The 26,944-nt window shown below is 72.5% G+C and carries 25 protein-coding genes; 12 read left to right on the top strand and 13 right to left on the bottom strand.

Going from position 1 to position 26,944, the window contains the following annotated elements; all coding sequences use genetic code 11:
* Positions 1 to 417 precede the first annotated feature (417 nt).
* The 4 genes from deoC to OYE22_RS20810 all read left to right on the top strand — a co-directional run bounded on the left by deoC (position 418) and on the right by OYE22_RS20810 (position 4,773).
* Entirely contained in the window at positions 418 to 1,416 is a 999-nt protein-coding gene (gene deoC / locus OYE22_RS20825; protein WP_277321824.1) for a deoxyribose-phosphate aldolase, read from the top strand.
* A gap of 5 nt (positions 1,417 to 1,421) precedes the next feature.
* Positions 1,422 to 2,903 carry an aldehyde dehydrogenase family protein gene (locus OYE22_RS20820; protein ID WP_277321823.1) on the top strand — a complete coding sequence of 494 codons (1,482 nt, stop codon included), beginning with the start codon at positions 1,422 to 1,424 and terminating at the stop codon, positions 2,901 to 2,903.
* Positions 2,903 to 3,787 carry an aldehyde dehydrogenase family protein gene (locus tag OYE22_RS20815; protein WP_277321822.1) on the top strand — a complete coding sequence of 295 codons (885 nt, stop codon included), beginning with the start codon at positions 2,903 to 2,905 and terminating at the stop codon, positions 3,785 to 3,787. The genes OYE22_RS20820 and OYE22_RS20815 overlap by 1 nt, the downstream gene beginning before the upstream one ends.
* A gap of 359 nt (positions 3,788 to 4,146) precedes the next feature.
* Entirely contained in the window at positions 4,147 to 4,773 is a 627-nt protein-coding gene (locus tag OYE22_RS20810; protein WP_277321821.1) for an ATP-binding protein, read from the top strand.
* Between the two features lie 317 nt (positions 4,774 to 5,090).
* On the opposite strand, the gene OYE22_RS20805 is transcribed toward OYE22_RS20810, so the two are convergent.
* Positions 5,091 to 5,882: a SigE family RNA polymerase sigma factor gene (locus OYE22_RS20805; RefSeq protein WP_277321820.1), complete on the bottom strand. Its 792-nt coding sequence runs from the start codon at positions 5,880 to 5,882 to the stop codon at positions 5,091 to 5,093.
* A 203-nt stretch (positions 5,883 to 6,085) separates the two neighbouring features.
* On the opposite strand from OYE22_RS20805, the gene afsQ1 reads away from it, so the two are divergent.
* The 4 genes from afsQ1 to OYE22_RS20785 all read left to right on the top strand — a co-directional run bounded on the left by afsQ1 (position 6,086) and on the right by OYE22_RS20785 (position 9,920).
* Entirely contained in the window at positions 6,086 to 6,763 is a 678-nt protein-coding gene (gene afsQ1, locus OYE22_RS20800) for a two-component system response regulator AfsQ1 (RefSeq protein ID WP_176166125.1), read from the top strand.
* Positions 6,764 to 6,813: 50 nt separating this feature from the next.
* The gene (locus tag OYE22_RS20795; protein WP_277321819.1) at positions 6,814 to 8,469 is read left to right on the top strand and encodes a HAMP domain-containing sensor histidine kinase; all 1,656 of its coding nucleotides are present in this window, start codon (positions 6,814 to 6,816) and stop codon (positions 8,467 to 8,469) included.
* Positions 8,466 to 9,167 (top strand): hypothetical protein, encoded by a 702-nt coding sequence (locus tag OYE22_RS20790; protein WP_277321818.1) that lies wholly within the window; start codon positions 8,466 to 8,468, stop codon positions 9,165 to 9,167. Before OYE22_RS20795 ends, OYE22_RS20790 begins: the two co-directional genes overlap by 4 nt.
* A gap of 204 nt (positions 9,168 to 9,371) precedes the next feature.
* The gene (locus OYE22_RS20785) at positions 9,372 to 9,920 is read left to right on the top strand and encodes a VanZ family protein (protein WP_277321817.1); all 549 of its coding nucleotides are present in this window, start codon (positions 9,372 to 9,374) and stop codon (positions 9,918 to 9,920) included.
* Between the two features lie 26 nt (positions 9,921 to 9,946).
* On the opposite strand, the gene OYE22_RS20780 is transcribed toward OYE22_RS20785, so the two are convergent.
* Positions 9,947 to 10,857 (bottom strand): IS5 family transposase gene (locus tag OYE22_RS20780; RefSeq protein WP_277319174.1). Its coding sequence is split into 2 segments (ribosomal slippage): positions 9,947 to 10,518 and positions 10,518 to 10,857, totalling 912 coding nucleotides; the frame shifts between segments, so codons are not numbered across the junction.
* Between the two features lie 83 nt (positions 10,858 to 10,940).
* Here OYE22_RS20780 and OYE22_RS20775 point away from each other — a divergent pair.
* Positions 10,941 to 11,147: a PspC domain-containing protein gene (locus OYE22_RS20775; protein WP_277321816.1), complete on the top strand. Its 207-nt coding sequence runs from the start codon at positions 10,941 to 10,943 to the stop codon at positions 11,145 to 11,147.
* 117 nt (positions 11,148 to 11,264) lie between these two features.
* On the opposite strand, the gene OYE22_RS20770 is transcribed toward OYE22_RS20775, so the two are convergent.
* Positions 11,265 to 11,498: a hypothetical protein gene (locus OYE22_RS20770; protein WP_277321815.1), complete on the bottom strand. Its 234-nt coding sequence runs from the start codon at positions 11,496 to 11,498 to the stop codon at positions 11,265 to 11,267.
* A gap of 173 nt (positions 11,499 to 11,671) precedes the next feature.
* A complete protein-coding gene (locus OYE22_RS20765; protein ID WP_277321814.1) occupies positions 11,672 to 12,802 on the bottom strand; it encodes an adenosine deaminase in 1,131 nt (376 codons plus the stop codon).
* Between the two features lie 115 nt (positions 12,803 to 12,917).
* Between OYE22_RS20765 and OYE22_RS20760 the strand changes: the two genes are divergently transcribed.
* Entirely contained in the window at positions 12,918 to 13,691 is a 774-nt protein-coding gene (locus OYE22_RS20760; protein WP_277321813.1) for an alpha/beta hydrolase, read from the top strand.
* Positions 13,692 to 13,965: 274 nt separating this feature from the next.
* Positions 13,966 to 14,592 carry a TlpA disulfide reductase family protein gene (locus tag OYE22_RS20755; RefSeq protein ID WP_277321812.1) on the top strand — a complete coding sequence of 209 codons (627 nt, stop codon included), beginning with the start codon at positions 13,966 to 13,968 and terminating at the stop codon, positions 14,590 to 14,592.
* A gap of 73 nt (positions 14,593 to 14,665) precedes the next feature.
* Here the strand turns inward: OYE22_RS20755 and OYE22_RS20750 are convergent, their stop codons facing one another.
* A complete protein-coding gene (locus tag OYE22_RS20750) occupies positions 14,666 to 15,595 on the bottom strand; it encodes a LysR family transcriptional regulator (RefSeq protein ID WP_277321811.1) in 930 nt (309 codons plus the stop codon).
* 660 nt (positions 15,596 to 16,255) lie between these two features.
* Between OYE22_RS20750 and OYE22_RS20745 the strand changes: the two genes are divergently transcribed.
* On the top strand, positions 16,256 to 17,428 hold the full coding sequence (locus OYE22_RS20745) for an MFS transporter (RefSeq protein WP_277324238.1): 1,173 nt from the start codon (positions 16,256 to 16,258) through the stop codon (positions 17,426 to 17,428).
* 98 nt (positions 17,429 to 17,526) lie between these two features.
* On the opposite strand, the gene OYE22_RS20740 is transcribed toward OYE22_RS20745, so the two are convergent.
* The 8 genes from OYE22_RS20740 to OYE22_RS20705 all read right to left on the bottom strand — a co-directional run bounded on the left by OYE22_RS20740 (position 17,527) and on the right by OYE22_RS20705 (position 26,930).
* The gene (locus tag OYE22_RS20740; protein ID WP_277321810.1) at positions 17,527 to 18,129 is read right to left on the bottom strand and encodes a Uma2 family endonuclease; all 603 of its coding nucleotides are present in this window, start codon (positions 18,127 to 18,129) and stop codon (positions 17,527 to 17,529) included.
* A 244-nt stretch (positions 18,130 to 18,373) separates the two neighbouring features.
* A complete protein-coding gene (locus OYE22_RS20735; protein ID WP_277321809.1) occupies positions 18,374 to 19,651 on the bottom strand; it encodes a thymidine phosphorylase in 1,278 nt (425 codons plus the stop codon).
* A 152-nt stretch (positions 19,652 to 19,803) separates the two neighbouring features.
* Positions 19,804 to 20,298 (bottom strand): cytidine deaminase, encoded by a 495-nt coding sequence (locus OYE22_RS20730; protein WP_277321808.1) that lies wholly within the window; start codon positions 20,296 to 20,298, stop codon positions 19,804 to 19,806.
* Entirely contained in the window at positions 20,295 to 21,602 is a 1,308-nt protein-coding gene (locus OYE22_RS20725; protein WP_277321807.1) for an ABC transporter permease, read from the bottom strand. Before OYE22_RS20725 ends, OYE22_RS20730 begins: the two co-directional genes overlap by 4 nt.
* A complete protein-coding gene (locus tag OYE22_RS20720) occupies positions 21,599 to 22,717 on the bottom strand; it encodes an ABC transporter permease (RefSeq protein ID WP_277321806.1) in 1,119 nt (372 codons plus the stop codon). Before OYE22_RS20720 ends, OYE22_RS20725 begins: the two co-directional genes overlap by 4 nt.
* Positions 22,714 to 24,315 (bottom strand): ABC transporter ATP-binding protein, encoded by a 1,602-nt coding sequence (locus tag OYE22_RS20715; protein ID WP_277324237.1) that lies wholly within the window; start codon positions 24,313 to 24,315, stop codon positions 22,714 to 22,716. Before OYE22_RS20715 ends, OYE22_RS20720 begins: the two co-directional genes overlap by 4 nt.
* Before the next feature lie 136 nt (positions 24,316 to 24,451).
* Entirely contained in the window at positions 24,452 to 25,486 is a 1,035-nt protein-coding gene (locus tag OYE22_RS20710; protein ID WP_277321805.1) for a BMP family ABC transporter substrate-binding protein, read from the bottom strand.
* Between the two features lie 142 nt (positions 25,487 to 25,628).
* Positions 25,629 to 26,930 (bottom strand): amidohydrolase, encoded by a 1,302-nt coding sequence (locus OYE22_RS20705; protein WP_277324236.1) that lies wholly within the window; start codon positions 26,928 to 26,930, stop codon positions 25,629 to 25,631.
* Positions 26,931 to 26,944 lie beyond the last annotated feature (14 nt).

The raw sequence follows: 26,944 nt of genomic DNA, 5'->3' as shown, positions 1-26,944 counted from the left end.
CTCAGGCCGCTCAGTCCGCTCGGGCTTCGCGCGCTGTACGGCCTGCTCGGACTCGGCGCGCTGCCCCGGCTTCCCGGGCTGCCCCGGCTTCTCAGGCCGTCCGTCCTGGTCTGCCTGGCCGGCCTGGTCGGCTGGGGCGGTGGCGGCCGCGGGATCTGCCGGGTTCGCGGTGCCCGCGGGGTCCGACCGGTCGGCCGTGCCGGCGGGCCGGTCCGCGCCGGTCGGCTCGGGCGGCTCCGGCCGCGCGCCGGCGGCGGACTCCGGCCGCGCGGGTGAGGAGGAGGGGTCCGGACTCGTCATGCGCCCGATTGTGCCCGACGCTCCGGAATGCGGACGTTGCGTTACGGCATCGAAAAACTGCGTCGATTCGCGGGGGTGACAGGCTGCTACGCGCGTAGATATGCTCGCCTGGTGACCATGCCCACCACAGTTCCCGCATACGGCGACGAAGCCGCGCGGCGCCTGGCGTCGCTGGCGGACGTGACCGCGAGCGACGGCGCGCTGCGCCGCTTCCTGCACGGCCTGCCGGGGGTCGACGCGGTCGGCCTCGACGCCCGCGCCGCGACGCTCGGCACCCGCTCGATCAAGACGTCGGCGAAGGCGTACGCCATCGACCTGGCGATCTCGATGGTCGACCTGACGACACTCGAAGGTGCCGACACCCCCGGCAAGGTCCGGGCCCTCGGCGCCAAGGGCGCGCGCCCCGGCGACGGGGCGCCCCCGGTCGCCGCCATCTGCGTCTACCCGGACATGGTGGCCACCGCGCGCCAGGCCGTCGCCGGCTCCGGGGTCAAGGTCGCCTCGGTGGCCACCGCGTTCCCGGCGGGACGCGCCGCGCTGCCGGTCAAGCTGGCCGACACGCGGGACGCGGTGGCGGCCGGCGCGGACGAGATCGACATGGTGATCGACCGCGGCGCCTTCCTCTCCGGCCGGTACATGGAGGTCTTCGAGGAGATCAGGGCGGTCAAGCAGGCGTGCGCCCGCCCGGCCGGCTCCGAGGCCGGCGACGCCGCCCACCTCAAGGTCATCTTCGAGACCGGCGAGCTCCAGACGTACGACAACGTGCGCCGCGCCTCCTGGCTCGCGATGCTCGCGGGCGCCGACTTCATCAAGACCTCGACCGGCAAGGTGGCGGTCAACGCCACGCCACCGGTGACGCTGCTGATGCTGGAGGCGGTGCGCGACTTCCACGCGACCACCGGCGTGCAGGTCGGCGTCAAGCCGGCCGGCGGCATCCGGACGACCAAGGACGCCGTCAAGTACCTGGTGATGGTGAACGAGACACTGGGCGAGCGCTGGCTGTCGGCCGACTGGTTCCGCTTCGGCGCCTCCAGCCTGCTGAACGACCTGCTGATGCAGCGCCAGAAGCTGAGCACCGGGCGCTACTCCGGTCCCGACTACGTGACGGTGGACTGAGACAGATGGCTTTCGACTACGCACCCGCACCCGAGTCCCGCGCGGTGGTGGACATCGCGCCGTCCTACGGACTCTTCATCGACGGCGAGTTCCAGGAGGCGGCGGACGGCAAGGTCTTCAAGACCGTGGCGCCCGCCTCCGAGGAGGTGCTCTCCGAGGTCGCCCACGCCAGCGAGGCGGACGTGGACCGGGCGGTCAGGGCGGCCCGCCGGGCGTTCGGCCCGTGGTCGGCGCTGCCGGGCTCCGAGCGCGCCAAGTACCTCTTCCGCATCGCCCGGATCATCCAGGAGCGCTCGCGCGAGCTGGCCGTCCTGGAGTCGCTGGACAACGGCAAGCCCATCCGCGAGTCCCGGGACACCGACCTGCCGCTGACCGCCGCGCACTTCTTCTACTACGCGGGCTGGGCCGACAAGCTGGACCACGCGGGCTTCGGCCCGAACCCGCGGCCGCTGGGCGTGGCGGGGCAGGTCATCCCGTGGAACTTCCCGCTGATGATGCTGGCCTGGAAGATCGCCCCGGCGCTGGCCACCGGCAACACGGTGGTGCTCAAGCCGGCCGAGACCACCCCGCTGTCCGCGCTGTTCTTCGCCGACGTCTGCCGCCAGGCCGGGCTGCCGCGCGGCGTGGTCAACATCCTCACCGGCGACGGCTCGACCGGCGCCGCGCTGGTGGCCCACCCGGACGTCAACAAGGTGGCGTTCACCGGCTCCACCGAGGTCGGCCGGCAGATCGCCCGCACGGTGGCCGGCACGGACAAGAAGCTGACGCTGGAGCTGGGCGGCAAGGCGGCCAACATCGTCTTCGACGACGCCCCCGTCGACCAGGCCGTCGAGGGCGTGGTCAACGGCATCTTCTTCAACCAGGGCCACGTGTGCTGCGCGGGCTCGCGGCTGCTGGTGCAGGAGTCGGTGGCCGACGAGCTGCTGGACGCGCTCAAGCGGCGCATGGCCACGCTGCGCGTCGGCGACCCGCTCGACAAGAACACCGACGTCGGCGCCATCAACTCCGCCGAGCAGCTCGCCCGGATCACGGCGCTCGCCGAGGCCGGCGAGGCGGAGGGCGCCGAGCGCTGGGCGCCGGCGTGCGACCTGCCGTCCACGGGCTACTGGTTCGCGCCGACCCTGTTCACGGGCGTGACGCAGGCGCACCGCATCGCCCGCGAGGAGATCTTCGGCCCGGTCCTGTCGGTGCTGACCTTCCGCACCCCGGCCGAGGCGGTGGAGAAGGCCAACAACACCCCGTACGGCCTCTCGGCCGGCATCTGGACCGAGAAGGGCAGCCGCAGCCTGTGGATGGCGAGCAAGCTGCGCGCGGGCATCGTGTGGTCCAACACCTTCAACAAGTTCGACCCGACGTCGCCGTTCGGCGGCTACAAGGAGTCGGGCTACGGCCGCGAGGGTGGCCGGCACGGCCTGGAGGCGTACCTCGCCCCGGCGGGCCCGCGGGGCGACCGCGCCGGAACGACGAGCCCGGAGGGCGATCGCTGATGTCCACTGTTGACCGCTTGAGCGTGCTCAAGACCTACAAGCTGTTCGTCGGGGGGAAGTTCCCCCGGTCCGAGAGCGGACGGGTGTACGAGGTGACCGACGCGAAGGGCGCATGGCTGGCGAACGCCCCGCTCTCCTCCCGCAAGGACGCCCGGGACGCGGTCGTCGCGGCCCGCAAGGCGTTCGGCCCCTGGTCGGGCGCGACGGCGTACAACCGGGGCCAGATCCTCTACCGGGTCGCCGAGATGCTGGAGGGCCGCCGCGAGCAGTTCGCCGCCGAGGTGGCCGCGGCCGACGGTGTGTCGGCCAAGAAGGCCGCGGCGCGGGTGGACGCGGCGATCGACCGGTGGGTCTGGTACGCGGGCTGGTCCGACAAGGTGGCCCAGGTCGCCGGCGCGGCCAACCCCGTCGCCGGACCGTACTTCAACCTCTCCACGCCCGAGCCGACCGGCGTGGTCGCGGTCCTGGCGCCGACCGACTCCGCCTTCCTCGGCCTGGTGTCGGTGATCGCCCCGGCGATCGTCACGGGCAACACGGTCGTGGTGGTCGCCAGCGAGCGGGCGCCGCTGCCCGCCCTGTCCCTCGGCGAGGTGCTGGCCACCTCCGACCTGCCCGGCGGTGTGGTCAACATCCTCTCGGGCCGGGCCGCCGAGCTGGGCCCGCCGCTCGCCGCCCACCAGGACGTCAACGCGATCGACCTGGCCGGCGCGCCCGGCGAGTTGGTGGTCGAGCTGGAGCGGGCCGCGGCCGACAACCTCAAGCGCGTCCTTCGTCCACAGCCTGGGGACACGGCCAAGGGCGACCACTGGCTGGCCGACCCCGGCACGGAACGGATGCTCGCCCTGCTGGAGACCAAGACCGTCTGGCATCCGATGGGCGTCTGAGCCGTCGGCCCTGACGGGCGACGCGCGGGCGGGGCCGGGGCACAAGCCCCGGCCCCGCCCGTACGCCCGGCCCCGCCACGGGCCCCACATCGCCGCGTGCGGATCAGCCGGAGCCACCGCGCGCGTCGCGCCGCCGGCCGCCAGGGCCGCGCCGGCAGCCGTGACGACCAGCCCCGCGCGCCAACCCGCGCGACGCGGGGGCCTGCCCGTCACCCGTACGTGAGGCCATGTGCGCCTGCCAGTTTCCTCCGGTACAGCGTCACCGGCCGGACACGCACGGAAGTCAAAGCGGTCGGCGGGCAACCACTCGCCTGCCCAGGGGGTCCCTCGTTCGGCCCCATGCCGCACACTGGTGTCCCGTGACAGCGCCTCCCTCGTATCCTCGCGTGATCTTGCTGGCCGGCCCGTCGGGCTCGGGGAAGTCCTCCCTGGCCGCCCGCAGCGGGTTGCCCGTGCTCAACCTCGACGACTTCTACAAGGAGGCCACGGACCCGTCCCTGCCAGCGCTCCCCGACGGCGGCGGTGCCGACTGGGACTCCCCGCTGTCCTGGGACGCGGACGCGGCGGTCGCGGCCATCGGCACGCTGTGCCGCACGGGCCGCACCGAGGTGCCGCTGTACGACATCCCCACCAGCTCGCGCACCGGCAGCGCCAGCCTCGCCCTGAAGGGCGCACCGCTGTGCGTCGCCGAGGGCATTTTCGCGGCGGAGATCATCGACCGGTGCCGGGAGCTGGGTCTGCTGGCCGACGCGCTGTGCCTGACCGGCCGCCCGCTGACCACCTTCCGCCGCCGGCTGGTGCGCGACCTCCGCGAGGGCCGCAAGCCGGTGCCCTATCTGCTACGTCGCGGACTGCGCCTGCTGCGCGCCGAGCGGGGCATCATCGCCCGCCAGACCGGCCTCGGCGCGCACCCGTGTGACGCGGCGGGCGCCCTGCGCCGGATCGCCACGGCGGCCACCACCCCCGCCGCGCACCTGGCCGCCTGACCGCCCGCCCCGCGCTCGTACGTCGCTCCCCGGCACCGCCCCGTAACGCCTCGCGCCCGCGCACAGCAGTGCGGGGCGGGACCGGCACACCCCCCGCGCGCCGGTCCCGCCCCGCTGTCCCCCGTGTTTCCCCCCATGGTGTTCCGCCCTCCCCCCGGAAGACGGCCCCCCGTTTCCCCCGTGTTCCCCCCGTTTCCCCCCGTGGCGTTCCGCCCTCCCCCCGGAAGACAGTCCGCCGGTTTCCCCCCACAGTTCCGCCTCTCCCCCGAAAGACGGCCCCCGATTTCCCCCGTGCTCCCCCGTGTTTCCCCCTGCCTTCAGGCGACGAGCTCGCCGAAGGACTCCTCTTCGTCCCGCCCGAAGGCGAGCGTTTCGTCGCCGCGCAGTCGGCGCAGCGATCGCCAGATGCTGGACTTCACCGTCCCGACGCTGATGTCCAATATGTCGGCGATCTCCGGGTCGGTGCGGCCCTCGTAGTAGCGCAGGACGAGCATCGTGCGCTGCAACTCGGGCAGGCGGGCCAGGGCCTGCCACAACACGGCGCGCAGCTCGGTACCGCGCATCGCGTCGTGGTCACCGACGGTCTCGGGCAGTTCCTCGGTCGGATACTCGTTCAGCTTGCGACGACGCCAGGCACTGATGTGCAGGTTCGTCATGGTGCGGCGGAGGTATCCGCCGACAGCGGCCTTGTCACTGATACGGTCCCAGGCCCGATAGGTGGAGAACAGCGCGCTCTGCAGCAGGTCCTCCGCCTCGAACCGGTCACCAGTCAGGTGGTAGGCGGTGGCGAAGAGGGAGGCGCGGCGCTCCTGGACGTAGGCGGTGAACTCCGCCTCGGCCCGGTTGTCGCTTCCCCCGTGCGCCGTGCCCCCGTTTCCCCCGTTGCCTACGGCGACCGCGGCGCCCCCACGGGCCTCCGTGGCCGCGTCAGCCGCCGCCACGTACATGATGGGCGACCGCTGACGTCCGGTGCCGCGAGCGCACCCCCGCCCGCTCACGGCACCGGACTTGTCTCCCCCAGACTCCGTCTGAGGGTTCCCCCAGCTCCAACCGGCGTGTAGGCGCGTCCGAATACCTGCGCTGGTTGTCGTGCCGTGCAAGGTGTTCATGTCGCGCCCCCCGTCGTGGAGCTTGTCTCGGTCTCTTGCCTGCCGGGTGGGTGCCGCCCGGTGACCAAAAGACTGGCAAGCCAGTTTCATCGCGTTGTCCGTCGACTGTCACAGCCGTGTCACAGGCCCCGAATCCCGGGCGAGCCGTCGCGCGCTGCCCCGGAGGTCGAACTCCAGCCCACCTGTAGGCCAGAATGACCAACGTGCCTTTCCTGTTGCTGATCGAGGACGACGACGCCATCCGCACGGCCCTCGAACTCTCCCTGTCCCGCCAGGGCCACCGTGTGGCGACGGCGGCCACGGGAGAGGACGGCCTCAAGCTGCTGCGCGAACAGCGGCCTGACCTGATCGTGTTGGATGTGATGCTGCCCGGAATTGACGGCTTTGAGGTGTGCCGCCGCATCAGGCGTACCGACCAGTTGCCGATCATCCTGCTGACCGCGCGGAGCGACGACATCGACGTCGTGGTGGGCCTTGAGTCCGGCGCGGACGACTACGTGGTCAAGCCGGTGCAGGGGCGGGTGCTCGACGCCCGTATCCGGGCCGTGCTGCGCCGCGGTGAGCGGGAGGCGAACGACTCGGCGTCGTTCGGCTCGCTGGTGATCGACCGCTCCGCGATGACCGTCACCAAGAACGGTGAGGATCTTCAGCTCACCCCCACCGAGCTGCGACTCCTGCTGGAGCTGAGCCGGCGCCCGGGGCAGGCGCTGTCCCGGCAGCAGTTGCTGCGCCTGGTCTGGGAGCACGACTACCTCGGTGACTCACGGCTGGTCGACGCGTGCGTGCAGCGGCTGCGCGCGAAGGTCGAGGACGTGCCCTCGTCACCGACGCTGATCCGCACGGTGCGTGGGGTCGGATACCGACTGGACACCCCCCAGTGACGGACGGGCCCAGTCGAGTACGGGGCTGGGCTGCGGGAATTCTGCGGTGGATGAGCCTCCGGTTGCGGCTGATGCTCGTGTTCGCCGTGGTGGCCCTGGTCGCCGCCGTCTCGGCGTCCGGCATCGCGTACTGGCTCAACCGTGACGCCGTCCTGAACCGGACCCAGAACGCCGCGCTCGACGACTTCCACAAGTCGCTTGAGGACCACACCGGGGCCCTGCCACTGGAGCCGGACTGCAACGCCCTGGACGTCGCCGCGCAGCACATGGCGGAGAGCTCGCAGAAGTACGAGGTGCTGCTGATCACCCAGCGGAACGGCCACACCGGCTGCGCCGCCTTCTCCAACGAGCAGGTCTTCGACTGGGAGATGGTGCCGGACGCGCTGCGCACAGCGGTCAACAAGAAGCGCGAGGTGGACGGCTCGAACGCCTACCCCTACCACCTGTACTGGCAGCGGATCTCGCTGGACGGGGCACCGTACCTGGTGGGTGGCGCCAAGGTGATCGGCGGCGGCCCCACCGGCTACATGCTCAAGTCGCTGGAGAACGAGCGGCAGGACCTCAACTCGCTGGCCTGGTCGCTGGGGATCGCCACCGGGCTCGCGCTGATCGGCTCCGCGCTGCTGGCGCAGGCCGCCGCGGCGACGGTGCTGCGGCCCGTACAACGCCTCGCGGACGCGGCGCGCAAGCTCGGCGAGGGCAAGCTGGACACCCGGCTGCGGGTCTCGGGCACGGACGAACTGGCCGACCTCTCCCGTACGTTCAACCGGACGGCCGAGGCGCTGGAGAAGCGGGTCGACGATCTGAGCGCGCGGGAGGCGTCCAGTCGCCGGTTCGTCGCCGACATGTCGCACGAGCTGCGGACGCCGCTGACGGCGATCACCGCCGTGACGGAGGTGCTTGAGGAGGAGGCGGACTCGCTCGACCCGATGATCGCGCCCGCCGTGCAGCTCGTCGTCAGCGAGACCCGACGGCTGAACGACCTGGTGGAGAACCTGATGGAGGTGACCCGCTTCGACGCGGGCACCGCCCGCCTCGTCCTGGACGGCGTGGACGTCGCCGACCAGGTGACGGCCTGCATCGACGCGCGGGCCTGGCTGGACGCGGTGGAGCTGGACGCGGAGCGCGGCATCGTCGCCCGCCTCGACCCACGGCGCCTCGACGTCATCCTGGCCAACCTGATCGGCAACGCGCTCAAGCACGGCGGCTCGCCGGTGCGCGTCTCGGTGCGGCCCGTCGCCGACGAGTTGCTGATCGAGGTACGCGACCACGGGCCGGGCATCCCCGAAGAGGTGCTGCCGCACGTCTTCGACCGCTTCTACAAGGCCAGTGCCTCCCGTCCGCGCTCGGAGGGCAGCGGCCTCGGGCTGTCGATCGCCCTGGAGAACGCGCACATCCACGGCGGCGAGATCACCGCTGCCAACTCTCCCGAGGGCGGCGCGATCTTCACGCTGCGCCTGCCGATGGACGCCTCCGAGGTCATCGCGGACGTGGGCCGGTCGGACCCGGCTGGCCAGAACAAGAAGACCGGAAAGACCGGGAAGGCCGACAGGTCGGAGAAGTCGGAGAAGTCGGAGAAGCCTGACCGGGCGGACGGGGGCGGCAAGCCCGCCGACAAGGCTGACAGGACCGACAGGACTGACAAGGCCGACAAGCGGGACGGCAAGAAGGACCGGGACCGGAAAGACAAGAGGAGTGAGCGATGAGCCCCCGGACCGCGGACCCGCACGGCACGCAGGGCTCCGGCCCGCCCCTCCGGGGGCCGCGCCGCGCGCTCGGCGTCCGGGCGGCGACGCTCGGGGTGTTCGGTGCGGTCGCCGCGCTGCTGGTCGCCGGGTGTGGCATCCGCTCCACCTCGGTCCCCGTGGACGCTGGCGCGGCGCCCTCGCGCGCCTCGTGCCAGTTGCCCAGCGCCGCGGCGTCCCCCCGGGCCACCGAGGGGGTCGCCGTCACCGTGCAGCTCGTGTGCTCCGCGCAGTTGCTGCCCGTGCGGCGGGTACTCCGGCTGCCGAAGGGTGACCAGGCACCGCGCCCCGACGAGTTCGCGCGGGCGCTGCTCAACCAGCTCCAGCAGCCGGTGTCGGCCGCCGAGGCGAAGGTGGGCATCAACACCGAGGTGGCCTCCTGGGTGCAGGTTTCGGGGCCGGCCAAGGGCGACCCGGCCGGAACGCTGCGGCTGAACCGGGAGCCCGACGAGCTGCCCCCGTACGCGCTGGCGCAGCTCGTGTGCACCTTCGCCGAGACCCCGGCGGTGGGCAGTCGGCGCACGGTGGTGCTCGGCGGGCCGGCCGCACCCGAGGGGGAGGACGCGCTCGGGGCCGGTGGGCTCAAGCGGTACGAGTGCGGCGCGGACCTGCGCATGCGGCCCGAGAGCGCCCAGAGCTCGGGCACCCTGCTGGAGTAGGCGGCCGGCGGGGCAGCCCGCCAGCGCCCCGAAGGTGCGGGTCGCCTCGGGGCGGTGGGGCTGACTGGGCGGGCGGGACTGGCCGGGCTGGTGGGGCGGGCGGGTAGCGGCGCAGGTCGGGGCGGGCTTCGTCGCGCGGGGCGTGAGGCCCGTCACCGTGGGGTCGGCGGAACCGGTACGGCGGCGCCGCGCGTCCTGACTGGCGTGCAGGGTCATGGTCCCGGCCGCACGGCCGACATCCGCTTCCGCCTCGCGGGCATCCTCCTCCTGGTGGCGCAGCTCGCCTTCATCGGCTGGCTCTCCCTGCGTCCACTGGCCGCCACCTGGGTCACGGCCAGCAACCTGGAGCCGTTGGCCTCCATCCGCGGAGACCTCGACGTCGGGTTCGCCGAGGCCACCCGGCGCATGGCGCGCGAGCTGCTGCTGTACGCGCCGCTCGGGGTGCTGCTGCCGCTGGCGGGGGGCCGCGTCGACGCCCACCGATTGGCGTCGCTGCTGCGTACGGTGCTGGCCAGCGCGTTGATCTCGTGCGCCGTCGAGCTGGCCCAGTCCACGGTCGCGGGCCAGGTCGTGGACGTGGACACGGTGCTGCTCAACACGGCGGGCGTCGCGCTGGCGCACCTGGCGGTGGTGCCCGCCGTACGGGCCCGGCTACGCCGCCGGGGGCAGGACCGGGCACCGGCCGCCCTTCCCCGGGAGGAGGCGGCCTCGGGGGTGACCCCGACGATCCCCAGGGTCGGCATCGCACCGTAGTGCGACGCCCCGTCGGCCGCAGGCACCTAGGGCCTGTCTGACAAAGGATCTTGGTTGGGTTGGCGGAGCCAGAGGATGAGTGCGGCGAGGTGGATGCCGGCCTTGTAGCGGGTGGCGAGTTTGTCGAAGCGGGTGGCGATCGCGCGGAATTGCTTGAGGCGGTTGAAGCAGCGCTCGACCACGTTGCGGGCCTTGTAAAGCTCGCGATCGAAGGCCGGCGGTCTGCCGCCGGCCTTCCCTCGCCGTAGGCGGTTGGCCTTCTGGTCCGCCCGCTCCGGGATCACTGCCCGGATGCCTCTGCCTCGCAAGGACTGGCGGATCGCCCGGGAGGAGTACGCCTTGTCCGCGATGACGGCATCGGGCCTAAGGCGCGGGCGCCCGGCGCTGGCCCGGGGCACCCTCAGCGCGTCCATGACCGTGTCGAAGACGGTGGAGTCGTTGACGTTGCCGGGCGTGAGGACAACGGCCAAGGGCAGGCCACGGCCGTCGCAGGCGAGGTGGAGCTTGGTGGTCAGCCCGCCGCGGGAGCGGCCCAGCGCCTGGCCAGCCGACGGATATGCCGGATCTTCCAGTTCGTCCCCCGCCGCCGCCCCCTTTTGCGGGCCCCGGCGGCGTGCTGATGCGCCCGGTTGATCGTGGAGTCGACCGACACCACCCACTCCACGGCTCCGATGGAGTCGTCACGGACCTGGACCTGCTCGAGCAGGCGAGCCCAGGTACCGTCCGCCTCCCAGCGAGCGAACCGCTCATAGACCGTCTGCCACGGTCCATAGCGTTCGGGCAGGTCACGCCACGGAGCACCGGTCCGCAACCGCCACAACACCCCGTTGATCACCTGCCGATGATCCCGCCACGGCCGACCACGACCATCAACACCCGGCAGCAGCGGGACTACCCGCTCCCACGCCGCATCCGTCAGCTCTCCACGACCCACCACAAGACCAATTATCAGACAGGCCCTAGCGTGGAGCTATCGACAGTTCCTCGGGTGAGACCGCGGACGACGACAAGGAGTCACCCATGAACACCGCTCTCGTACGCCCCCAGAACAGCAAGATGATCGCCGGTGTGTGCGCCGGCCTGGCCCAGCGCTTCGGGACGTCCGCGACCACGATGCGGGTGATCTTCGTGGCCTCGTGTCTGCTGCCGGGGCCGCAGTTCCTGCTCTATCTCGCGCTGTGGATACTGCTGCCGGCCGACAACAAGAACCGGGCCGGCGCCTGGTGAACCACCGGCCCGGGCTCGTGCGCCGGGCGCGGGAGCGCGGGAGTGGGGGCCACTCGCGGCGGTGGGCCGCCCGCCCGTCGCCGGACGTGCGGCCCACCGTGGCCTGCGCGCGGAGCGTCAGCCCCCGATCGGCAGCCCGCCGAGCAGGCTCTGCACCGGGTTCGGAGCGGCCTTGGTGTCGGGCTTCGTGAGCTTCTCCGTCTTCTTCGGCAGCGTCTTCACCGCCTCCTTGGCCGGGCCCGTGACCGGCCCGAGCCCGGACGGGGCGGCCGACGCGGTTCCCGCGGCGGTGGCGGCGAAGGCGATACCCACGGCGGCGACGCCGAGGGTCTTGATCGTTCCCTGCTTCATCAGAAATCTTCCTTGGTACGGGGTTCTTGAGCGGCACTGCAACGTAGCCAGCCGCTCCGATGGCCCGCAAACACCGGAGATGGGCGGGGATGTCGGGAGTGCCGGTGCGTACCCGCACCGCCACCACCCCCGTCGCGGCACCCCACCGCACCAGGAGAACCGCTGGTCAGCGGCTATCCGACGGCGGTCTGGCGGAACAGCCACTCGGCCTTCAGCTCGGCGTATCCGGGCTTGATCACGTCGTTGATCATCGCCAGACGTTCATCGAAAGGGATGAATGCGGACTTCATCGCATTGACGGTGAACCACTGCATGTCGTCCAACGTGTAGCCGAAGGTCGAGACGAGGTGCTCGAACTCGCGGCTCATGCTGGTGCCGCTCATGAGCCGGTTGTCGGTGTTGACCGTGGCCCGGAAGTGCAGCTTGCGCAGCAGCCCGATGGGGTGCTCGGCATAGGAACTCGCGGCGCCCGTCTGCAGGTTGGAGGTGGGGCACAGCTCTAGCGGGACGCGCTTGTCCCGCACGTAGCTCGCGAGCCGGCCGAGCTTGATGCCGCCGTCCTCGGACACGTGGATGTCGTCGATGATCCGCACCCCGTGGCCGAGCCGGTCGGCGCCGCACCACTGGAGCGCCTGCCAGATCGACGGCAGGCCGAACGCCTCGCCGGCGTGGATGGTGAAGTGGTTGTTCTCGCGCTTGAGGTACTCGAACGCGTCCAGGTGTCGGGTGGGCGGGAAGCCCGCCTCGGCGCCCGCGATGTCGAAGCCGACGACGCCCAGGTCGCGGTAGCGGTTGGCCAGTTCGGCGATCTCCAGCGAGCGGGCGGCGTGCCGCATCGCGGTGAGCAGCGCGCCCACCCGGATGCGGTGACCGGCCGCGCGCGCCCGGCGCTCGCCCTCGCGGAAGCCCTCGTTGACCGCCTCGACCACCTGCTCCAGGGTCAGCCCCTGCTCCAGGTGCTGCTCGGGGGCGTAGCGCACCTCTGCGTAGACGACGCCGTCGGCGGCGAGGTCCTCGGCGCACTCGGCCGCTACCCGGCGCAGCGCCTGCACGGTCTGGAGGACGGCGCAGGTGTGGGCGAAGGTCTCCAAGTAGCGTTCGAGCGAACCGGAATCGGCCGCCGCGCGGAACCAGGTGCCGAGTGCGGTGGGGTCGGTCTCGGGCAGCCCCTCGTAGCCGTTCTCCCGGGCCAGTTCGACGATGGTGGCCGGGCGCAGCCCGCCGTCGAGGTGGTCGTGCAGCAGCACCTTGGGGGCGCGCCGGATCTGCTCCGGGTTGGGTTGCTGGGTGTTCTCGCTCGTCATCTGCGCACCATAGCCCCTACGCGCGTAGATCGCCCGGGGTAACCGGCTGGATAGATACGGAACAGTGACCAGTCTGCGTAGTGGAGTACACCGTTGCTTCTGCCATCGTTCTGACATGGCTCAGCAAGCGTTGCCGGAACGACCGGATCGAAGCGCCCGGCTGGGGCGGCCCGTGGGGGTGGCGGCGGAGGGGAAGGCCGTCGGTGGGGTGGCGCTGCTGCTGCCCGACGGTACGCCAACCGGAACCCGACGGCCGACCGCGCTGTCGGCCGCGGCGATGTGGCCGCTCGCGCGCGGGCTGGCGAAGGCGGGGCGGCCGGAGGGGCTGACGGCACACGTCGTCCGCTATCGATGTCGCGGCTGGAACGGGTCGGCCGCGGACCCCGTCGCGGACGCCGAGTGGGCCGTGGACGAGGTGGTACGGCGCTACGGGGACGTGCCGATCTGCCTGGTCGGGATGGGCATGGGAGCGCGGGCCGTGCTGCTCGCGGCGGGACACTCGGCCGTGGGCTCGGTCCTGGCCATCGCCCCGTGGCTACCGAGCCCGGAGGCCACGCTGAGCCCGGACCCGGTCAAGCACCTGGCGGGCAGACAGGTGCTCGTCGTGCACGGCAGCAACGACGAGCACACCGATCCCGAACTCTCTTACCGGCTCGTCGAGCGGGCCAAGAAGATCAACAACACGGTGTGCCGCTTCGAGGTGCACACCGACGGCCACCGCCTCCACCACCACCGGCAGGAGGTGTACGCGCTCGCCGCCGACTTCGCGCTGGGCTCCCTCTTCGACCAGGACTACGCGCGTCCACTGGCGGACGCGCTGGCCGCCCCGCCCCCGCTCGGCCTGCGGATGCCGCTCGCGGCGGGCTTCGGCTCCTCGCTGCGGCGGTAGCCCGGGCCGGGAGCGAGGCGGGAGCCGAGCCCGTGGGCTTGGCTGGGAGCCGGGCCGGCGGGCGCCGCAGGGGGTGGGGGGCGGCGGGGCTCGCAGGGCGGCACCGGGGCGCGGCGACGACTCGGCGGGAGCTCGGTGACGACTCGGCAGTGGCCCGGCGGCGGGGGGTCAGCAGCGGTGCGGGGATGGTGGTGCGGCAGCGTGGCCGAGGCGCGCGGCGTAGGGGGGTGGGGCGCACGGGGGTGGGTGCGGGGCGCATGGAAGACTTGTCGGCATGCCTCACCGCCGGCCGGTTTCCCGCACCCGTGTCCGCAGCCGTCGCACCGCGCTTGCCCGCGCGGCCGGCCTGATGTCCGGCGCGCTCGCCGCCACCGTGGCGCTCACCGGGTGCGGCAGCGGTAGCTCGTCGGGCAAGGCCACCTTCACCCGCAACGGGTCCAGCACCATCGAGACCGTGGCCAAGGCCGACCGTCAGGCCGCGCCTGACATCTCCGGGGCCGCGCTGGACGGCGAACGGCTCCGGCTCGCCGACTACCGGGGCAAGGTGGTCGCGATCAACCTGTGGGCCTCCTGGTGCCCGCCGTGTCGCGCCGAGACCCCGAGCCTGGTCAAGGTCGCCGCCGAGACCAAGGACGACGTGGCGTTCATCGGCCTGAACAGCGACCACGAGAAGGCCCAGGGCCTCAAGTTCGAGAAGGAACTCGGGGTGCGCTACCCGAGCTGGCACGACCCGACGGGCAAGTTGGCGCTGCACTTCCCCAAGGGCAGCTTCAACCCGCAGGGCATCCCGTCCACCCTCTTCATCGACCGCGACGGCAAGATCGCCGCCCGCGCGCTCAGCCCGGTCGGCGAGGACGACCTGCGCGAGGCCCTCAAGCCGCTGCTGGCCGAGAAGTCCTAGCCGCCGCGCGGCGCGGGACGCCGGCCGGACGGCCGGGCAGCGAGGGCGTCAGCGCGGACATCGGCGGCGACCGTCAGCGGGGCAGGAGTTGGCCTCGGCGGCTGAGCAGGAAGCGCTTGAAGGCGGTCACCGGCGGCGTGTCCGGGTGCCCGTCAAGCCAGGCCACGCCGATCTCGCGAACCGCGCGCGGTGCCGTGACCGTCAGCTCCACCACGCCGGGCCTCGGCACCGCGGGAGGTGGGAGCAGCGCCACACCGAGGCCGGCCGCCACCAGGCCGCGCAGCGTCTCGGCCTCCTCGCCCTCGAAGGCGATCTTCGGCGTGAACCCGGCCTCGGCACACACCGCGTCGGTGATCCGGCGCAGCCCGTAGCCCGGCTCCAGGGTGACGAAGAGTTCGCCGGACGCCTCGGCGAGGCGGACCCGCTTGCGGTGCGCGAGCCGGTGGTCGTCGGGGACCACCAGGCGCAGTTTCTGCTCGTCGAGGCGGCGTGCGACCAGGTCCGGGGCGTCGGGGACGGGCGAGGTCAGGCACAGGTCGAGGTCGCCGGCGCGGAGGCGTTCGAGCATCGCCTCGCCGTAGTTCTGGACGAGTTGGAAGCGCACCCGCGGATGGTCGGCGCGGAACGCCCGGAGCAGCCCGGGCACGGTCTCGGTGCCGAGCGTGTGTAGGAAGCCGAAGGCGACCTTGCCCGCGGCCGGGTCGGCGTCGGCGCGCACCGACTCCGCGGCCCGCTCCACCTCGGCCAGCGCCCGTTGGGTGGAGGCCAGGAAGGTGTGGCCGGCCGGGGTGAGCGAGACGGTACGGCCGTGCCGGGCGAACAGGGCGACGCCCAGGTCCGCTTCGAGCCGCACCATGGCCCGGCTCAGTGTGGACTGCGGCACACCGAGTTGCTGTGCGGCACGGGTGACGTGCTCGTACCGCGCCACGGCCGCGAACTGCACGAGTCTCGGCGCCAGGGCCGCCGCCCACGAGGCGGCGTGGGTGCCGGTCGCGGCCGGCACCGACGCGGACGAGGCCGGGCGCGTGGACGGGGACGGAGGCGGGCCGGCGGCCGGGGGCGGGGTCGGAGCCCGGGTGGGGGTCACGGCCGGCGGTCGCGCGGCGGTGGGTGTGTCCGACGTGACTTTTTCCTTTCCCTGACGTGACACGGAACGGGCTGACCTGCGCTCATGCACCATGGGATTGATTATCGCGATGTTGTGCATTGGACGCATGAGAGCGCCCTGCTTACGGTCGTGGACATGCCTCCTGCTGATACCGGGGCGTCCACCGAACTCCGTGTGGGCGCCTCTACCGCGCCGTTCCCCCGTTCCACCACGACCGCCGCCGCGTCGCCCGCCACGGCCGCGCCCGAGCGGCAGGCCGCGCCGGTCTCCGAGCCCGCCGCCGACTCCGGTCGCCTCGCGCGCCGTTGCCGCGCCGCCGCCTCCCGCGCGCGCCGGCGCCCGACCCCGCAGGGGCCTCGCCCCTGCCGCCCCGCCCCCGGCCGGGCCGCCCGCGAGAGCAACCCGAACTCCGGGCCCGCCAAGGCGCGTACGACCGAACAGGACCACGAGGCCGGTCGGCCCGTGCCGCGCGCGCAGGGATCGGCCGGCGGTGCGGGCGAGGGGGCCGACGCCGACGGCGGCAAGCTGCGTCCCGGTGGGCCCGGCTACCGACGGATGAGCTTCGGGCTGCTGGCGGCCGGCATCTCCACCTTCGCGCTGCTCTACTCGACGCAGGCGCTGCTGCCCGCCATCTCCGGTGACCTGGGCGTCTCGCCGGGCCAGGCGAGTTGGACCGTCTCGGCCGCGACCGGCGCCCTCGCGCTCGCCGTGCTGCCGCTGAGCGCGCTCTCCGAACGGTTCGGCCGGCGCACCCTGATGACCGCCTCGCTGAGCGTCGCCGCGGTCGTCGCTCTGCTCACGCCGTTCGCGCCCAACCTGGGCTGGCTGGTCGCGCTGCGCGCCGTCCAGGGCGCGGCGCTGGCCGGGGTGCCCGCGTCCGCGATGGCGTACCTGGCCGAGGAGGTGCGGGGCAAGGCCCTGGTCGGGGCGATCGGCCTGTTCGTCGCGGGCAACAGCATCGGCGGCATGTCCGGTCGCATCCTCACCGGCTGGGTCGCCCAGGCGTGGGGCTGGCGGGCGGCGCTGGCCGCGGTGGGGCTGCTGGCGGCGGTGTGCGCCGTGGTCTTCCGGCTCCTGGTGCCCCGAGCCCGGCACTTCACGTCGCACCCGGTCGGACCCCGCGCACTGGCCCGCACCATCGGGGGCCACCTGGCCGACCCGCTGTTGCGCCGGCTGTACGCGATCGGGGCGCTGTTCATGACCGTGTTCGGCGCGGTCTACACCGTCATCGGCTACCGGTTGATCGAGGAGCCGTTCAACCTCCCGCAGGGCGTGGTCGGGTCGATCTTCCTTGTGTACCTGGTCGGGACCCTGTCCTCGGCGGCGGCGGGGCAACTCGTCGCTCGGCTCGGCCGGCGCAGCGCGCTCTACCTGGCGGTGGGCACCACGGCGCTCGGCCTGCTGCTCACGCTGACCTCCACGCTGCTCGCGGTGCTGCTCGGGCTGGTGTTGATCACGGCGGGCTTCTTCGCCGGGCACGCCGTGGCCTCCTCCTCGGTCAGCCGCACCGCCACGACGGGCCGCGCGCAGGCGTCCGCGCTCTACCAGTCGGCGTACTACCTGGGCAGCAGCGCGGGCGGCACGCTGGGTGCCATCGCCTTCCACGCGGCGGGCTGGGAGGGCACCGTCGTGCTCGGCCTCGCGGCCATGGTCGGTGCGGCGAGCATCACGCTCTACGCGACCCGCAAGGCGCTGGCGCAGCGGCGGGCGCTGGCGGCGGCGCGGTAACCAGCGGAACCAGGCTGCCCGCCGCGTCGCCGGCCCGCCCGCCGGGCGGCCGTCCCCCCGCGCGAACGCGGTCGCGGAAGCGGCCTCGGGCGCGGCCATCACGCCGCCCGGGTGGCGAAGGCGCCGGTGCCGAGGGTCATCTCGAAGGGTTCGGGGAGGTGGAGGTCCGCCCCGAACCCGACCGCGCTGAGCACGCGATACGCCTCCCCCTTCGGGGCCCCGTACAGCGTGACGACGGGGCCCCGAAGGGCCCATCGGTCCACGAGCACGTACAGCGGGACACCGGCCAGCGCGTAGCCGGCGGCCTTGGTGGTGCGGTCCCGGTGGGCGCTGGCCCGCGACGTGATCTCGACCGTCATCCGGGCCGTGGCGGCGGGGACGTACGACGTGGGCTCAGCGCGCGGCGCACCCCGCTTCGACACCACCGCCAGGTCGGGGACGAAGATGCTCTCGCACTCGGGGACGGCCAGGCCCAGCCGCTGGTAGACCCCCCAGTCCGGCGGGATCGCCGCGTACAACCGCCGTTGGATCTGGTCCAGGACGTGATGGTGGTGGCGGTCGGGCGGGGGCGAGAGGGTGACGGCCCCCTCGATGAGTTCGGCCCGCCACCCCTCGGGGGCGTCCGACTCCTCCCAACCGCGGGCGAGATCGGCCCACCCGCCGGTCATGGCCGGCACCTGCTCGCTACGTCGCGCACTCATGACGCCCCCTCCTCGGGAACCGCCCCCTGCGGCTCCCGTGCGGTCACGTCATCCATCCCAGCACGATCCGTGGTCCCCGAGCCGGTTCGCCGCCCCACGCCACTCGAACGTGTGAGCGCATTCCGAACCCGCGCGCCCCCCGGGGCGATCCACCCACGCCCCGCCCGAGCCAACGCACCCGTGCCCCCACGCCCGGCCCAAGCCGACGCGCCCACGCGCCACCGCCCGCAGCGGTGTCCGCGCGCTAACCGATGCGGTCCAGCACCACCGGCTGCGGCTCGAACCGCGTCTCGGGCGGGGCGATGAGGACGCCGCCGTTGAGGGCCTCAAGGGCGTAGCCGAACTTCTCCGGGGTGTCGGTGTGCAGGGTCAGCAGCGGCTGACCAGCGGTGATGCGGTCGCCCGGCTTGGCGTGCAGTTCGACGCCGGCGCCCGCCTGGACCGGGTCGTCGCGGCGGGCGCGGCCGGCGCCGAGCCGCCAGGCGGCGACCCCGACAGCGTAGGCGTCCAGGGTGGTGAGCACGCCGTCGACGGAGGCGTTGACCACGTGCTGCTCACGCGCGACGGGCAACTCCGCGTCCGGGTCGCCGCCCTGGGCCAGGATCATCCGGCGCCAGTGGTCCATGGCCGAGCCGTCGGCGAGCGCCCGCGCCGGGTCGGCGTCGGGCAGCCCGGCCGCCGTCAGCATCTCGCGGGCCAGCGCCACGGTCAGCTCGACCACGTCGGCCGGGCCGCCGCCGGCCAGCACCTCGACCGACTCGCGCACTTCGAGGGCGTTGCCCGCGGTCAGCCCGAGCGGCGTGGACATGTCGGTCAGCAGCGCGACCGTGCGCACCCCGTGGTCCGTGCCGAGGCCGACCATGGTGGAGGCCAGTTCGCGGGCCTCCTCGATGTCCTTCATGAAGGCGCCGGAGCCGACCTTGACGTCCAGGACCAGCGAACCCGTGCCCTCGGCGATCTTCTTGGACATGATCGAGGACGCGATGAGGGGGAGGGACTCGACGGTCCCGGTGACGTCGCGCAGCGCGTACAGCTTCTTGTCGGCGGGGGCCAGGCCGTCGCCGGCCGCGCAGATGACGGAGCCGACGTCGGCCAGCACGCCGAGCATCTCGTCGTTGCTGAGCGCGGCCCGCCAGCCGGGGATGGACTCCAGCTTGTCCAGGGTGCCGCCGGTGTGGCCGAGGCCACGGCCCGAGAGCTGCGGGACGGCGGCGCCGCAGGCGGCGACGAGCGGGGCGAGCGGCAGCGTGATCTTGTCGCCGACGCCGCCGGTCGAGTGCTTGTCGGTGGTCACCCGGGGCAGCGAGGAGAAGTCCATCCGCTCGCCCGAGGCGATCATGGCGGCGGTCCAGCGGGCGATCTCGGCGCGGTTCATGCCGTTCAGGTAGATCGCCATGGCCAGCGCGGACATCTGCTCGTGGGCGACCTCGCCACGGGTGTACGCGTCGATGATCCAGTCGATCTGGGCGTCGGTGAGGCGGTGGCCGTCGCGCTTGGCGCGGATGACGGAGATGGCGTCCATGGGCGTGCGGGCCTTTCAGGGCGGGGGTGGCGCGGGGGCGCGCGGGGTGCGCGCGCCCCCGGCCGCCGCGCGGTCGGGTGCAGGCGGCCGCCCCGGGCGTCGAGACGAGGCAGGTGGCACGGCCACTGGCCCGTGCAACGTCCGGGGCGGTCCTATCGTTCGAGGTCGGCGCCGGGACCGGATTCGGCGCCCGGTTCGGGGTCGGCGCCGGGCCCGGGGGCGGCGGCGCGCTCGAGGTCGGCGGCGCCGAAGGCGTCCGGGAGGAGTTCGGCCAGCGGGCGGACGCCGCGGGCGGTGTCCATCCGGAGCCACGGGCCGCCGTGTTCCCACAGCAACTGCCGGCAGCGACCGCACGGCATGAGGATCCGGCCCTCGCGGTCGCAGCAGGTGAACGCGGTCAGCCTGCCGCCGCCGCTCGCGAACAGCGCGGAGACCAGGCCGCATTCGGCACACAGCGCGACCCCGTAGGCGGCGTTCTCGACGTTGCAGCCGCTGACCGTGCGGCCGTCGTCCACCAGGGCGGCGGCCCCGACCGGGAAGCCGGAGTAGGGGGCGTAGGCCCGGGACATCGCCTCCCGGGCCCGCTGCCGCAGCTCCTGCCAGGCGCTCTCGGGGAGCGGGGCGAGGGTGTCGGGGGCTTCGGTCATCCGCCCTGTCCCCTTCGGTAGGGCCTGTTGTTGGCCTTGGGCATGCGGAGCCGTTGCGCCGCCAGGGCCATCACCAGGAGGGTGACGATGTACGGCGTGGCGCCGACGAGCTCGTTCGGTACGGAGTCGGTCATCGCGTACCAGACGATCAGCAGCGCGGCGGCCAGGCCGCTCAGCCCCGCCGCGATGTAGTGCTGACGGGTCAGTCGCCATACGGCGAGTGCCAGCAGGCCGAGCGCGACGAGCAGTATCAGGGCGTGCACGGTGGTGCCGCCGCTGCGCAGTTGCAGCGCGTCGGAGTAGCCGAACAGGCCCGCGCCCATGGCCAGGCCGCCGGGGCGCCAGTTGCCGAAGAGCATGGCCGCCAGGCCGATGTAGCCCCGGCCGCCGGTCTGGCCCTCGTTGTAGATGTGCGAGCGGACCAGGGCGAGGAAGACGCCGCCGAGGCCGGCCAGCGCGCCGGAGGTGACGACCGCCGCGTACTTGTAGAAGTAGACGTTGACGCCGAGCGACTCGGCGGCGGTCGGGTTCTCGCCGCAGGAGCGCAGCCGTAGCCCGAACGAGGTCTTCCACAACACCAGGAAGGTGCCGGCGAACAGGGCGATGGCCAGCACGGTCAGCGCCGAGATGTCGGTGACCAGGCCGCCGAGGATGCCGGCCACGTCGGAGACCAGGAACCAGTGGTGCTTCTCCAGGTCGGCCAACCAGTCGGCAAGACCTGGCACGGTGAACTGCTGGATGTCGTCGACCTGCGGCGACTGCTTGGGGCTGCCGCCCTCGTCGGCCAGCGGCTCGAACCAGCGCTTGGCCAGGTACGACGTGGCGCCCAGGGCCAGGATGTTGATGGCCACGCCGGAGATGATGTGGTCCACGCCGAAGGTGACCGTGGCCACCGCGTGCACCAGGCCGCCGATCGCGCCGCCGAGCACCCCGGCCAGCACGCCGGTCCACGGCCCCCACTGGTAGCCGGCCCAGGCACCGAAGAAGGTGCCGAGGATCATCATGCCCTCAAGCCCGATGTTGACCACGCCGGCCCGCTCGGCCCACAGCCCGCCGAGGCCGGCGAGGCCGATGGGCACGGCCATGGACAGGCCGGCGGCGATCTGGCCGGATGAGGTGATGTTGTTGAACGCGGGGGTCTGGCCCGAGGCGACCTGGTCGATGATCTCGCGGACCACCGACAGCGTGATCAGGGCGCCCGCGATGATCAGCAGCACCTTGGCGAAGGACAGCCGTCCGCCGGCGGTCCGGGAGGCGCCGGGCGGGCCCTTCGGGGTCTTGGTGAGAGTCGGGGCGCCGCTCACTGGGCCACCTCCCGCTTGGTGAGATTGACGGCCTGCTGGGCGAGTTCGGCGCCCACCCGCTGCTGCTGGCGCTTGATGCCGAAGCGGCGCACCAGTTCGTACGCGATGACGACGCACAGCACGATCACGCCCTGCATCACGCCGACGATCTCCTTGTCGTACCCCTCGAACTCCAGCCGGTTGGCGCCGCGTTCCAGGAAGCCCCACAGCAGGGCGCCGAGCGCGATGCCGACCGGGTGGTTGCGGCCGAGGAGGGCCACGGCGATGCCGGTGAAGCCGACGCCGAGCGGGAAGTCGGCGGTGAACTGGTGCGTGTCGTTGAGCACGGTCGGCATGCCGACCAGGCCCGCCATCGCGCCGGAGAGCACCATGCTGGTGACGATCATGCGCTTGACGCCCACGCCGCTGGCCTGCGCCGCGGGCTCGGAGCGGCCCACCGAGCGCAGGTCGAAGCCGAACCGGGTGCGGCCGAGGACGAACCAGAACGCGAACCCGGCGAGCACGGCCACCACCAGGAAGCCCCAGACGGGGTCGAGGTCGCCGCCGGCCGGGATGGTGAAGAAGTGGCTGGACTCGGGCAGCGGCTCGGTCGAGACGATGTTGGTGTCGGGGTCGAGCACGCCGAGCCGGCCGTCCACGAGCAGGTAGCTGATCAGGGCGGTGGCCAGCGAGTTCAGCATGATGGTGCTGATGACCTCGCTGACGCCTCGGTAGACCTTGAGCAGTCCGGCGATCGAGGCCCACATGGCGCCGACCAGCATGGCCACCAGGATGATCAGCGGGATCTGCACCAGGCCCGGCAGGTTCATCGCGCCGCCGGCGGCTGCCGCGATGAAGGCGGAGAGCCGGTACTGGCCGTCCACGCCGATGTTGAACAGGTTCATCCGGAAGCCGATGGCGACGGCGAGGCCGGCCAGGTAGTACGTGGTGGCCTTGTTGAGGATGTAGACCTGGCTGTCGGCCTTGCTGCCGTACTCGAACATCACGCCGAAGGCGTTGAACGGCTCCTTGCCCGTGGCGAGCAGCACCAGGGCGGTCACCGTGAACGCGGCGACCAGGGCGAGGGCGGGCGCGGCGATCGCCAGCAGCACCCGCTCCTTGTCGAACTTCTTCATCGGCCCTCTCCCGGCCCGTCGGTGGGGTGCTCCAGGTGGCCGCTGGCCGCGCCGGTCATCGCCGAACCCAGCTCCTCGGGGGTGATCGAGGCGGGGTCGGCGTCGGCCACCAGCCGGCCTCGGTACATCACCCGCAGCGTGTCGGACAGGCCGATCAGCTCGTCCAGGTCGGCCGAGATCAGCAGCACCGCGAGGCCCTCGCCGCGGGCGGCGCGGATCTGGTCCCAGATCTGGGCCTGCGCGCCGACGTCCACGCCGCGCGTGGGGTGGGCGGCGATGAGCAGCTTGGGCAGGTGGCTCATCTCCCGGCCGACGATGAGCTTCTGCTGGTTGCCGCCGGACAGCGAGGCGGCCGTCACCTCGATGCCGGGGGTGCGCACGTCGTACTCGGCGACGATGCGCTCGGTGTCGCGCCGCGCGGCCCTCGGGTCGAGCAGCCAACCTCGGCTGTTGGGGGCCTCGGTGACGTGCCCGAGGATGCGGTTCTCCCACAGCGGGGCCTCGAGCAGCAGCGCGTGCCGGTGCCGGTCCTCGGGGATGTAGCCGATGCCGCCCTCGCGGCGGGCGCGGGTGGGGGCGTGCGAGATGTCCCGCCCGTCCAGCGTGATGGTGCCGCCGTCGGGGTCGCGCATGCCCATGATGGCCTCGACGAGTTCGGCCTGCCCGTTGCCCTCGACGCCGGCGATGCCGAGGACCTCGCCCTTGTGGATGGTGAGGTCGATGCCGTCGAGTACGGGGCGGCTCACGCCGTCCGCGTCGACGGCGCTCAGCCGCAGGTCGGCGACGCGCAGCAACTCCACGTCGGTGACGGTCGACTCGCAGGTCTGCGGCGAGGGCAGCTCGCTGCCGACCATCAGCTCCGCGAGTTGCTTGGCCGTGGTCTGGCTCGGCTCGACGGAGGCGACGGTGGTGCCGCGCCGGATGACGGTGATGTCGTCGGCGACCGACAGCACCTCGCCCAGCTTGTGCGAGATGAAGATGACGGTCAGGCCCTCGGCGGTCAGCTCGCGCAGGTTGTCGAAGAGCGCGTCGACCTCCTGCGGCACCAGCACCGCGGTCGGCTCGTCCAGGATGAGGACGCGGGCCCCGCGGTAGAGCACCTTGAGGATCTCCACCCGCTGCCGGTCGGCGACGCCGAGGTCCTCCACCAGCGCGTCGGGCCGCACGCCGAGCCCGTACGCCTCGGAGATCTCGCGCACCCTGGCGCGCGCCCTGGCCCCGATGCCGTGCAGCTTCTCGGCGCCGAGGACGATGTTCTCCAGGACGGTCAGGTAGTCGGCGAGCATGAAGTGCTGGTGCACCATGCCCACGCGGCGCGCGATGGCGTCGGCCGGGGAGTGCAGTTCGACCTGTTCGCCGTGGAGGGCGATGGTGCCCTCGTCGGGCCGCTGCATCCCGTAGAGGATCTTCATCAGGGTCGACTTGCCCGCGCCGTTCTCGCCGACGAGGGCGTGCACGGTGCCGCGGCGGACCGAGATGTCGATGTCGTGGTTGGCGACGACGCCGGGGAACCGCTTGGTGATTCCGCGGAGTTCTACGGCGTAGGGATGTTCCTCGCCGGCGGGTGGCTCGCCCGTGGGGGCGCTGGCGGCTTTGATGGCGACTCCAGAGGGTGGGGTGGTGGCGGCCCCGCGGGGAGCGGGAGGCCGCGCCCCAGGGGAAGGGCCCGGAGAAAGCAGCGGCGACGCGGCTTCCTCCAGGCCCGGTGCAACGGCCTCGCGGCCTGGGTGCGGGTCAGCCCGCGTAGGTGGACTTCACCTTGATGTCGCCCGCGATGATCTTCTTCTTGGTCTCTTCGATCTTCGGCTTGATGTCGTCGAGGAAGCCGCCGGAGTACGAGAGGGAGACGCCACCCTGCTTGAGGTCGTACGTCTGAACGCCGGTCATCGCCTTCTTGTCCTTCAGGACGCTGACGATGAAGTCGTAGACGGAGCCGTCCACGTTCTTCACCACCGAGGTGAGGATGGAGTTCTTGTAGTCGGCCAGGCCCTTTTCGTAGTACTGGTCGCCGTCGACGCCGATCGACCAGGCGCCCTTCTTCTTGGCGGTGGCCTCGATGGCGCCGGAGCCCGAACCGCCCGCCGCCGAGTAGATGACGTCGATGTTCTTGTCGAGCATGCCCTCGGCGATGTCCTTACCGCGGTCGGGCAGGCCGAAGCCGTCGGTGCTGCCCGGGGTGACCCACTGGACGTCCACCGTCGCCTTCGGGTTGGTCTCCTTGACGCCCTGCACGTAGCCCGCGGCGAACTTCTTGATCAGCGCGCTGTTGGTGCCGCCGATGAAGCCGACCTTGCCGGACTTGCTCTTCAGCGCGGCGGCGACGCCGGCCAGGTAGGAGCCCTCCTGCTCGGCGGAGACCAGGCTGGCCACGTTCTTGGCCTCGACCACCGAGTCGACGATGGCGAAGTCGGTGTCCTTGTACTTCTTGGCCGCCTTGGCGAGCGAGGGGGTGTAGGCGTAGCCGACGCCGATGACCGGGTTGTAGCCGGCCTCGGCGAGGTCGGCGAGCTTCTGGTAGCGGTCGGCCTCGGTGTCGGTGTTCTTGGCGGTCATCTCCTTGCCGCCCACCTTGAGGTCCTTCTTCGCCTTGTCGAAGCCCTTGGCCGCGGAGTCGTTGAAGGAGTGGTCGCCCCGGCCGCCGACGTCATACGCCAGGCCGATGCCCTTGTCCTTGTCCCCTTCTTCCGAACTGCTGCCACACGCGGTGGCGGAGAAGGCGAGAGCCGCGGTAGCGATGCCCGCGACGGCGATCTTGGATGCCCGGCGCACGAGGGTCCCCTTCACTCGAAGCGCCATCTGTGGCGCTGATTTCCGCCGCATCGTAACGCGCGTAGAACCGCAGAAAAGGGGAGTCAGTAAGCCGTTATCGGATCGTCGCGAACCTGCCGCGACGATCCCGTCTACGGCGGCCCTACGGAAGGTTGCGATCGAGCAAAGCGGCGGCCGTGAACAGCTCCACTCCCACCTCGATGGCCTCCTCGTCCACGTCGAAGTCCCCGGCGTGCAGGTCGCGGCGGGTGGTGTCGCCGACGCGGCGCACCCCGAGCCTGGCCATCGCGCCCGGAACGTGCTCCAGGTACCAGGAGAAGTCCTCGCCGCCCAGGCTCTGCTCGGTGTCCTCGACGGCGTCCGCGCCGCGCCGGGCCGACATCGCGCGCCGCAGCAGCTCGGTCACGTCCGGCTCGTTGACGACCGGTGGCACCCCGCGGATGTAGTTGATCTCGAACTTCGCCCGGTGCAACGTGGCGACCTCCTCGATCGCGGCGTGCACCAGGTCCGGCGCCGACCGCCAGCCCGGCAGGTCGAGGCAGCGCACCGTACCCGACAGCTCGGCGTGTTGCGGGATGACGTTGGAGGCGTGGCCCGAGGCGATACGGCCCCAGGTCAGCGCCAGCCCGGAGCGGGTGTCCACGCGGCGGCTGAGCACCGCGGGCACCTCGGTGGCGACCTTGGCGGCGGCGGTGACCATGTCGGTGGTCAGGTGCGGCCGGGCGGTGTGGCCGCCCGCGCCGTCGAGGGCGATCTCCACCCGGTCGCAGGCCGAGGTGATGGGCCCGACGCGCAGCCCGAGCCGCCCGACGTCCACCCGCGGGTCGCAGTGCACGGCGATGATCCGGCCCACCCCGTCCAGCACGCCGTCCTCGATGATGTCGGCGGCCCCGCCGGGCAGCACCTCCTCGGCCGGCTGGAAGATCAGCCGCACCGGGTGCGGCAGCCTGCCCTCACGGGCCAGCTCGGCCAGGACGAGACCGGCGCCGAGCACCACGGTGGTGTGCACGTCGTGCCCGCAGGCGTGCGCCCGGTCGGGCACGGTCGAGCGGTAGGCGACGGTCTTGGTGTCCGGGATCGGCAGCGCGTCGATGTCGGCGCGCAGTGCGAGGAAGGGCCGGCCGTCGTCCCGACGCGCGCCCGCGCCGTCGCCCGGGTACCCGTCGCCGTACGCCGAGCGCGCGTCCCCCTCGCCCCGCTCGGCCGCGCCGTCGTCGATCAGCCGCGCCGGGTCGATGTCGCACACGAGGCCGGTGCCGGTGGACAGGGCGCGTGGCGCGAGGCCGGCCTGCTCCAGTCTGGCCTTGATGGCCGCGGTGGTCCGGAACTCGCGGTTCCCCAGCTCGGGATGCATGTGCAGGTCCCGGCGGAACGCGATCAGTTCGGCGCGCAGCGCGGCGGGCAGCCGGCCGGGCAGCTCGGCCTCTGCGGTGACACCGGGCAGCTCGGCTTCGACGG

It is taken from the genome of Streptomyces sp. 71268, from assembly GCF_029392895.1.
Lineage (GTDB): Bacteria > Actinomycetota > Actinomycetes > Streptomycetales > Streptomycetaceae > Streptomyces.
The sequence above is the reverse complement of the archived record's forward strand: the minus strand, read 5'-3'. Positions and strand labels throughout refer to the sequence as shown.

Excerpts from the sequence above, each read along its gene's own strand:
- deoC (WP_277321824.1), top strand. The coding sequence starts at position 418 with ATGCCCACCACAGTTCCCGCATACGGCGACGAAGCCGCGCGGCGCCTG.
- OYE22_RS20820 (WP_277321823.1), top strand. The coding sequence starts at position 1,422 with ATGGCTTTCGACTACGCACCCGCACCCGAGTCCCGCGCGGTGGTGGAC.
- OYE22_RS20815 (WP_277321822.1), top strand. The coding sequence starts at position 2,903 with ATGTCCACTGTTGACCGCTTGAGCGTGCTCAAGACCTACAAGCTGTTC.
- OYE22_RS20805 (WP_277321820.1), bottom strand. The coding sequence starts at position 5,882 with ATGAACACCTTGCACGGCACGACAACCAGCGCAGGTATTCGGACGCGC.
- OYE22_RS20795 (WP_277321819.1), top strand. The coding sequence starts at position 6,814 with ATGAGCCTCCGGTTGCGGCTGATGCTCGTGTTCGCCGTGGTGGCCCTG.
- OYE22_RS20790 (WP_277321818.1), top strand. The coding sequence starts at position 8,466 with ATGAGCCCCCGGACCGCGGACCCGCACGGCACGCAGGGCTCCGGCCCG.
- OYE22_RS20775 (WP_277321816.1), top strand. The coding sequence starts at position 10,941 with ATGAACACCGCTCTCGTACGCCCCCAGAACAGCAAGATGATCGCCGGT.
- OYE22_RS20770 (WP_277321815.1), bottom strand. The coding sequence starts at position 11,498 with ATGAAGCAGGGAACGATCAAGACCCTCGGCGTCGCCGCCGTGGGTATC.
- OYE22_RS20765 (WP_277321814.1), bottom strand. The coding sequence starts at position 12,802 with ATGACGAGCGAGAACACCCAGCAACCCAACCCGGAGCAGATCCGGCGC.
- OYE22_RS20760 (WP_277321813.1), top strand. The coding sequence starts at position 12,918 with ATGGCTCAGCAAGCGTTGCCGGAACGACCGGATCGAAGCGCCCGGCTG.
- OYE22_RS20755 (WP_277321812.1), top strand. The coding sequence starts at position 13,966 with ATGCCTCACCGCCGGCCGGTTTCCCGCACCCGTGTCCGCAGCCGTCGC.
- OYE22_RS20745 (WP_277324238.1), top strand. The coding sequence starts at position 16,256 with ATGAGCTTCGGGCTGCTGGCGGCCGGCATCTCCACCTTCGCGCTGCTC.
- OYE22_RS20740 (WP_277321810.1), bottom strand. The coding sequence starts at position 18,129 with ATGAGTGCGCGACGTAGCGAGCAGGTGCCGGCCATGACCGGCGGGTGG.
- OYE22_RS20735 (WP_277321809.1), bottom strand. The coding sequence starts at position 19,651 with ATGGACGCCATCTCCGTCATCCGCGCCAAGCGCGACGGCCACCGCCTC.
- OYE22_RS20730 (WP_277321808.1), bottom strand. The coding sequence starts at position 20,298 with ATGACCGAAGCCCCCGACACCCTCGCCCCGCTCCCCGAGAGCGCCTGG.
- OYE22_RS20720 (WP_277321806.1), bottom strand. The coding sequence starts at position 22,717 with ATGAAGAAGTTCGACAAGGAGCGGGTGCTGCTGGCGATCGCCGCGCCC.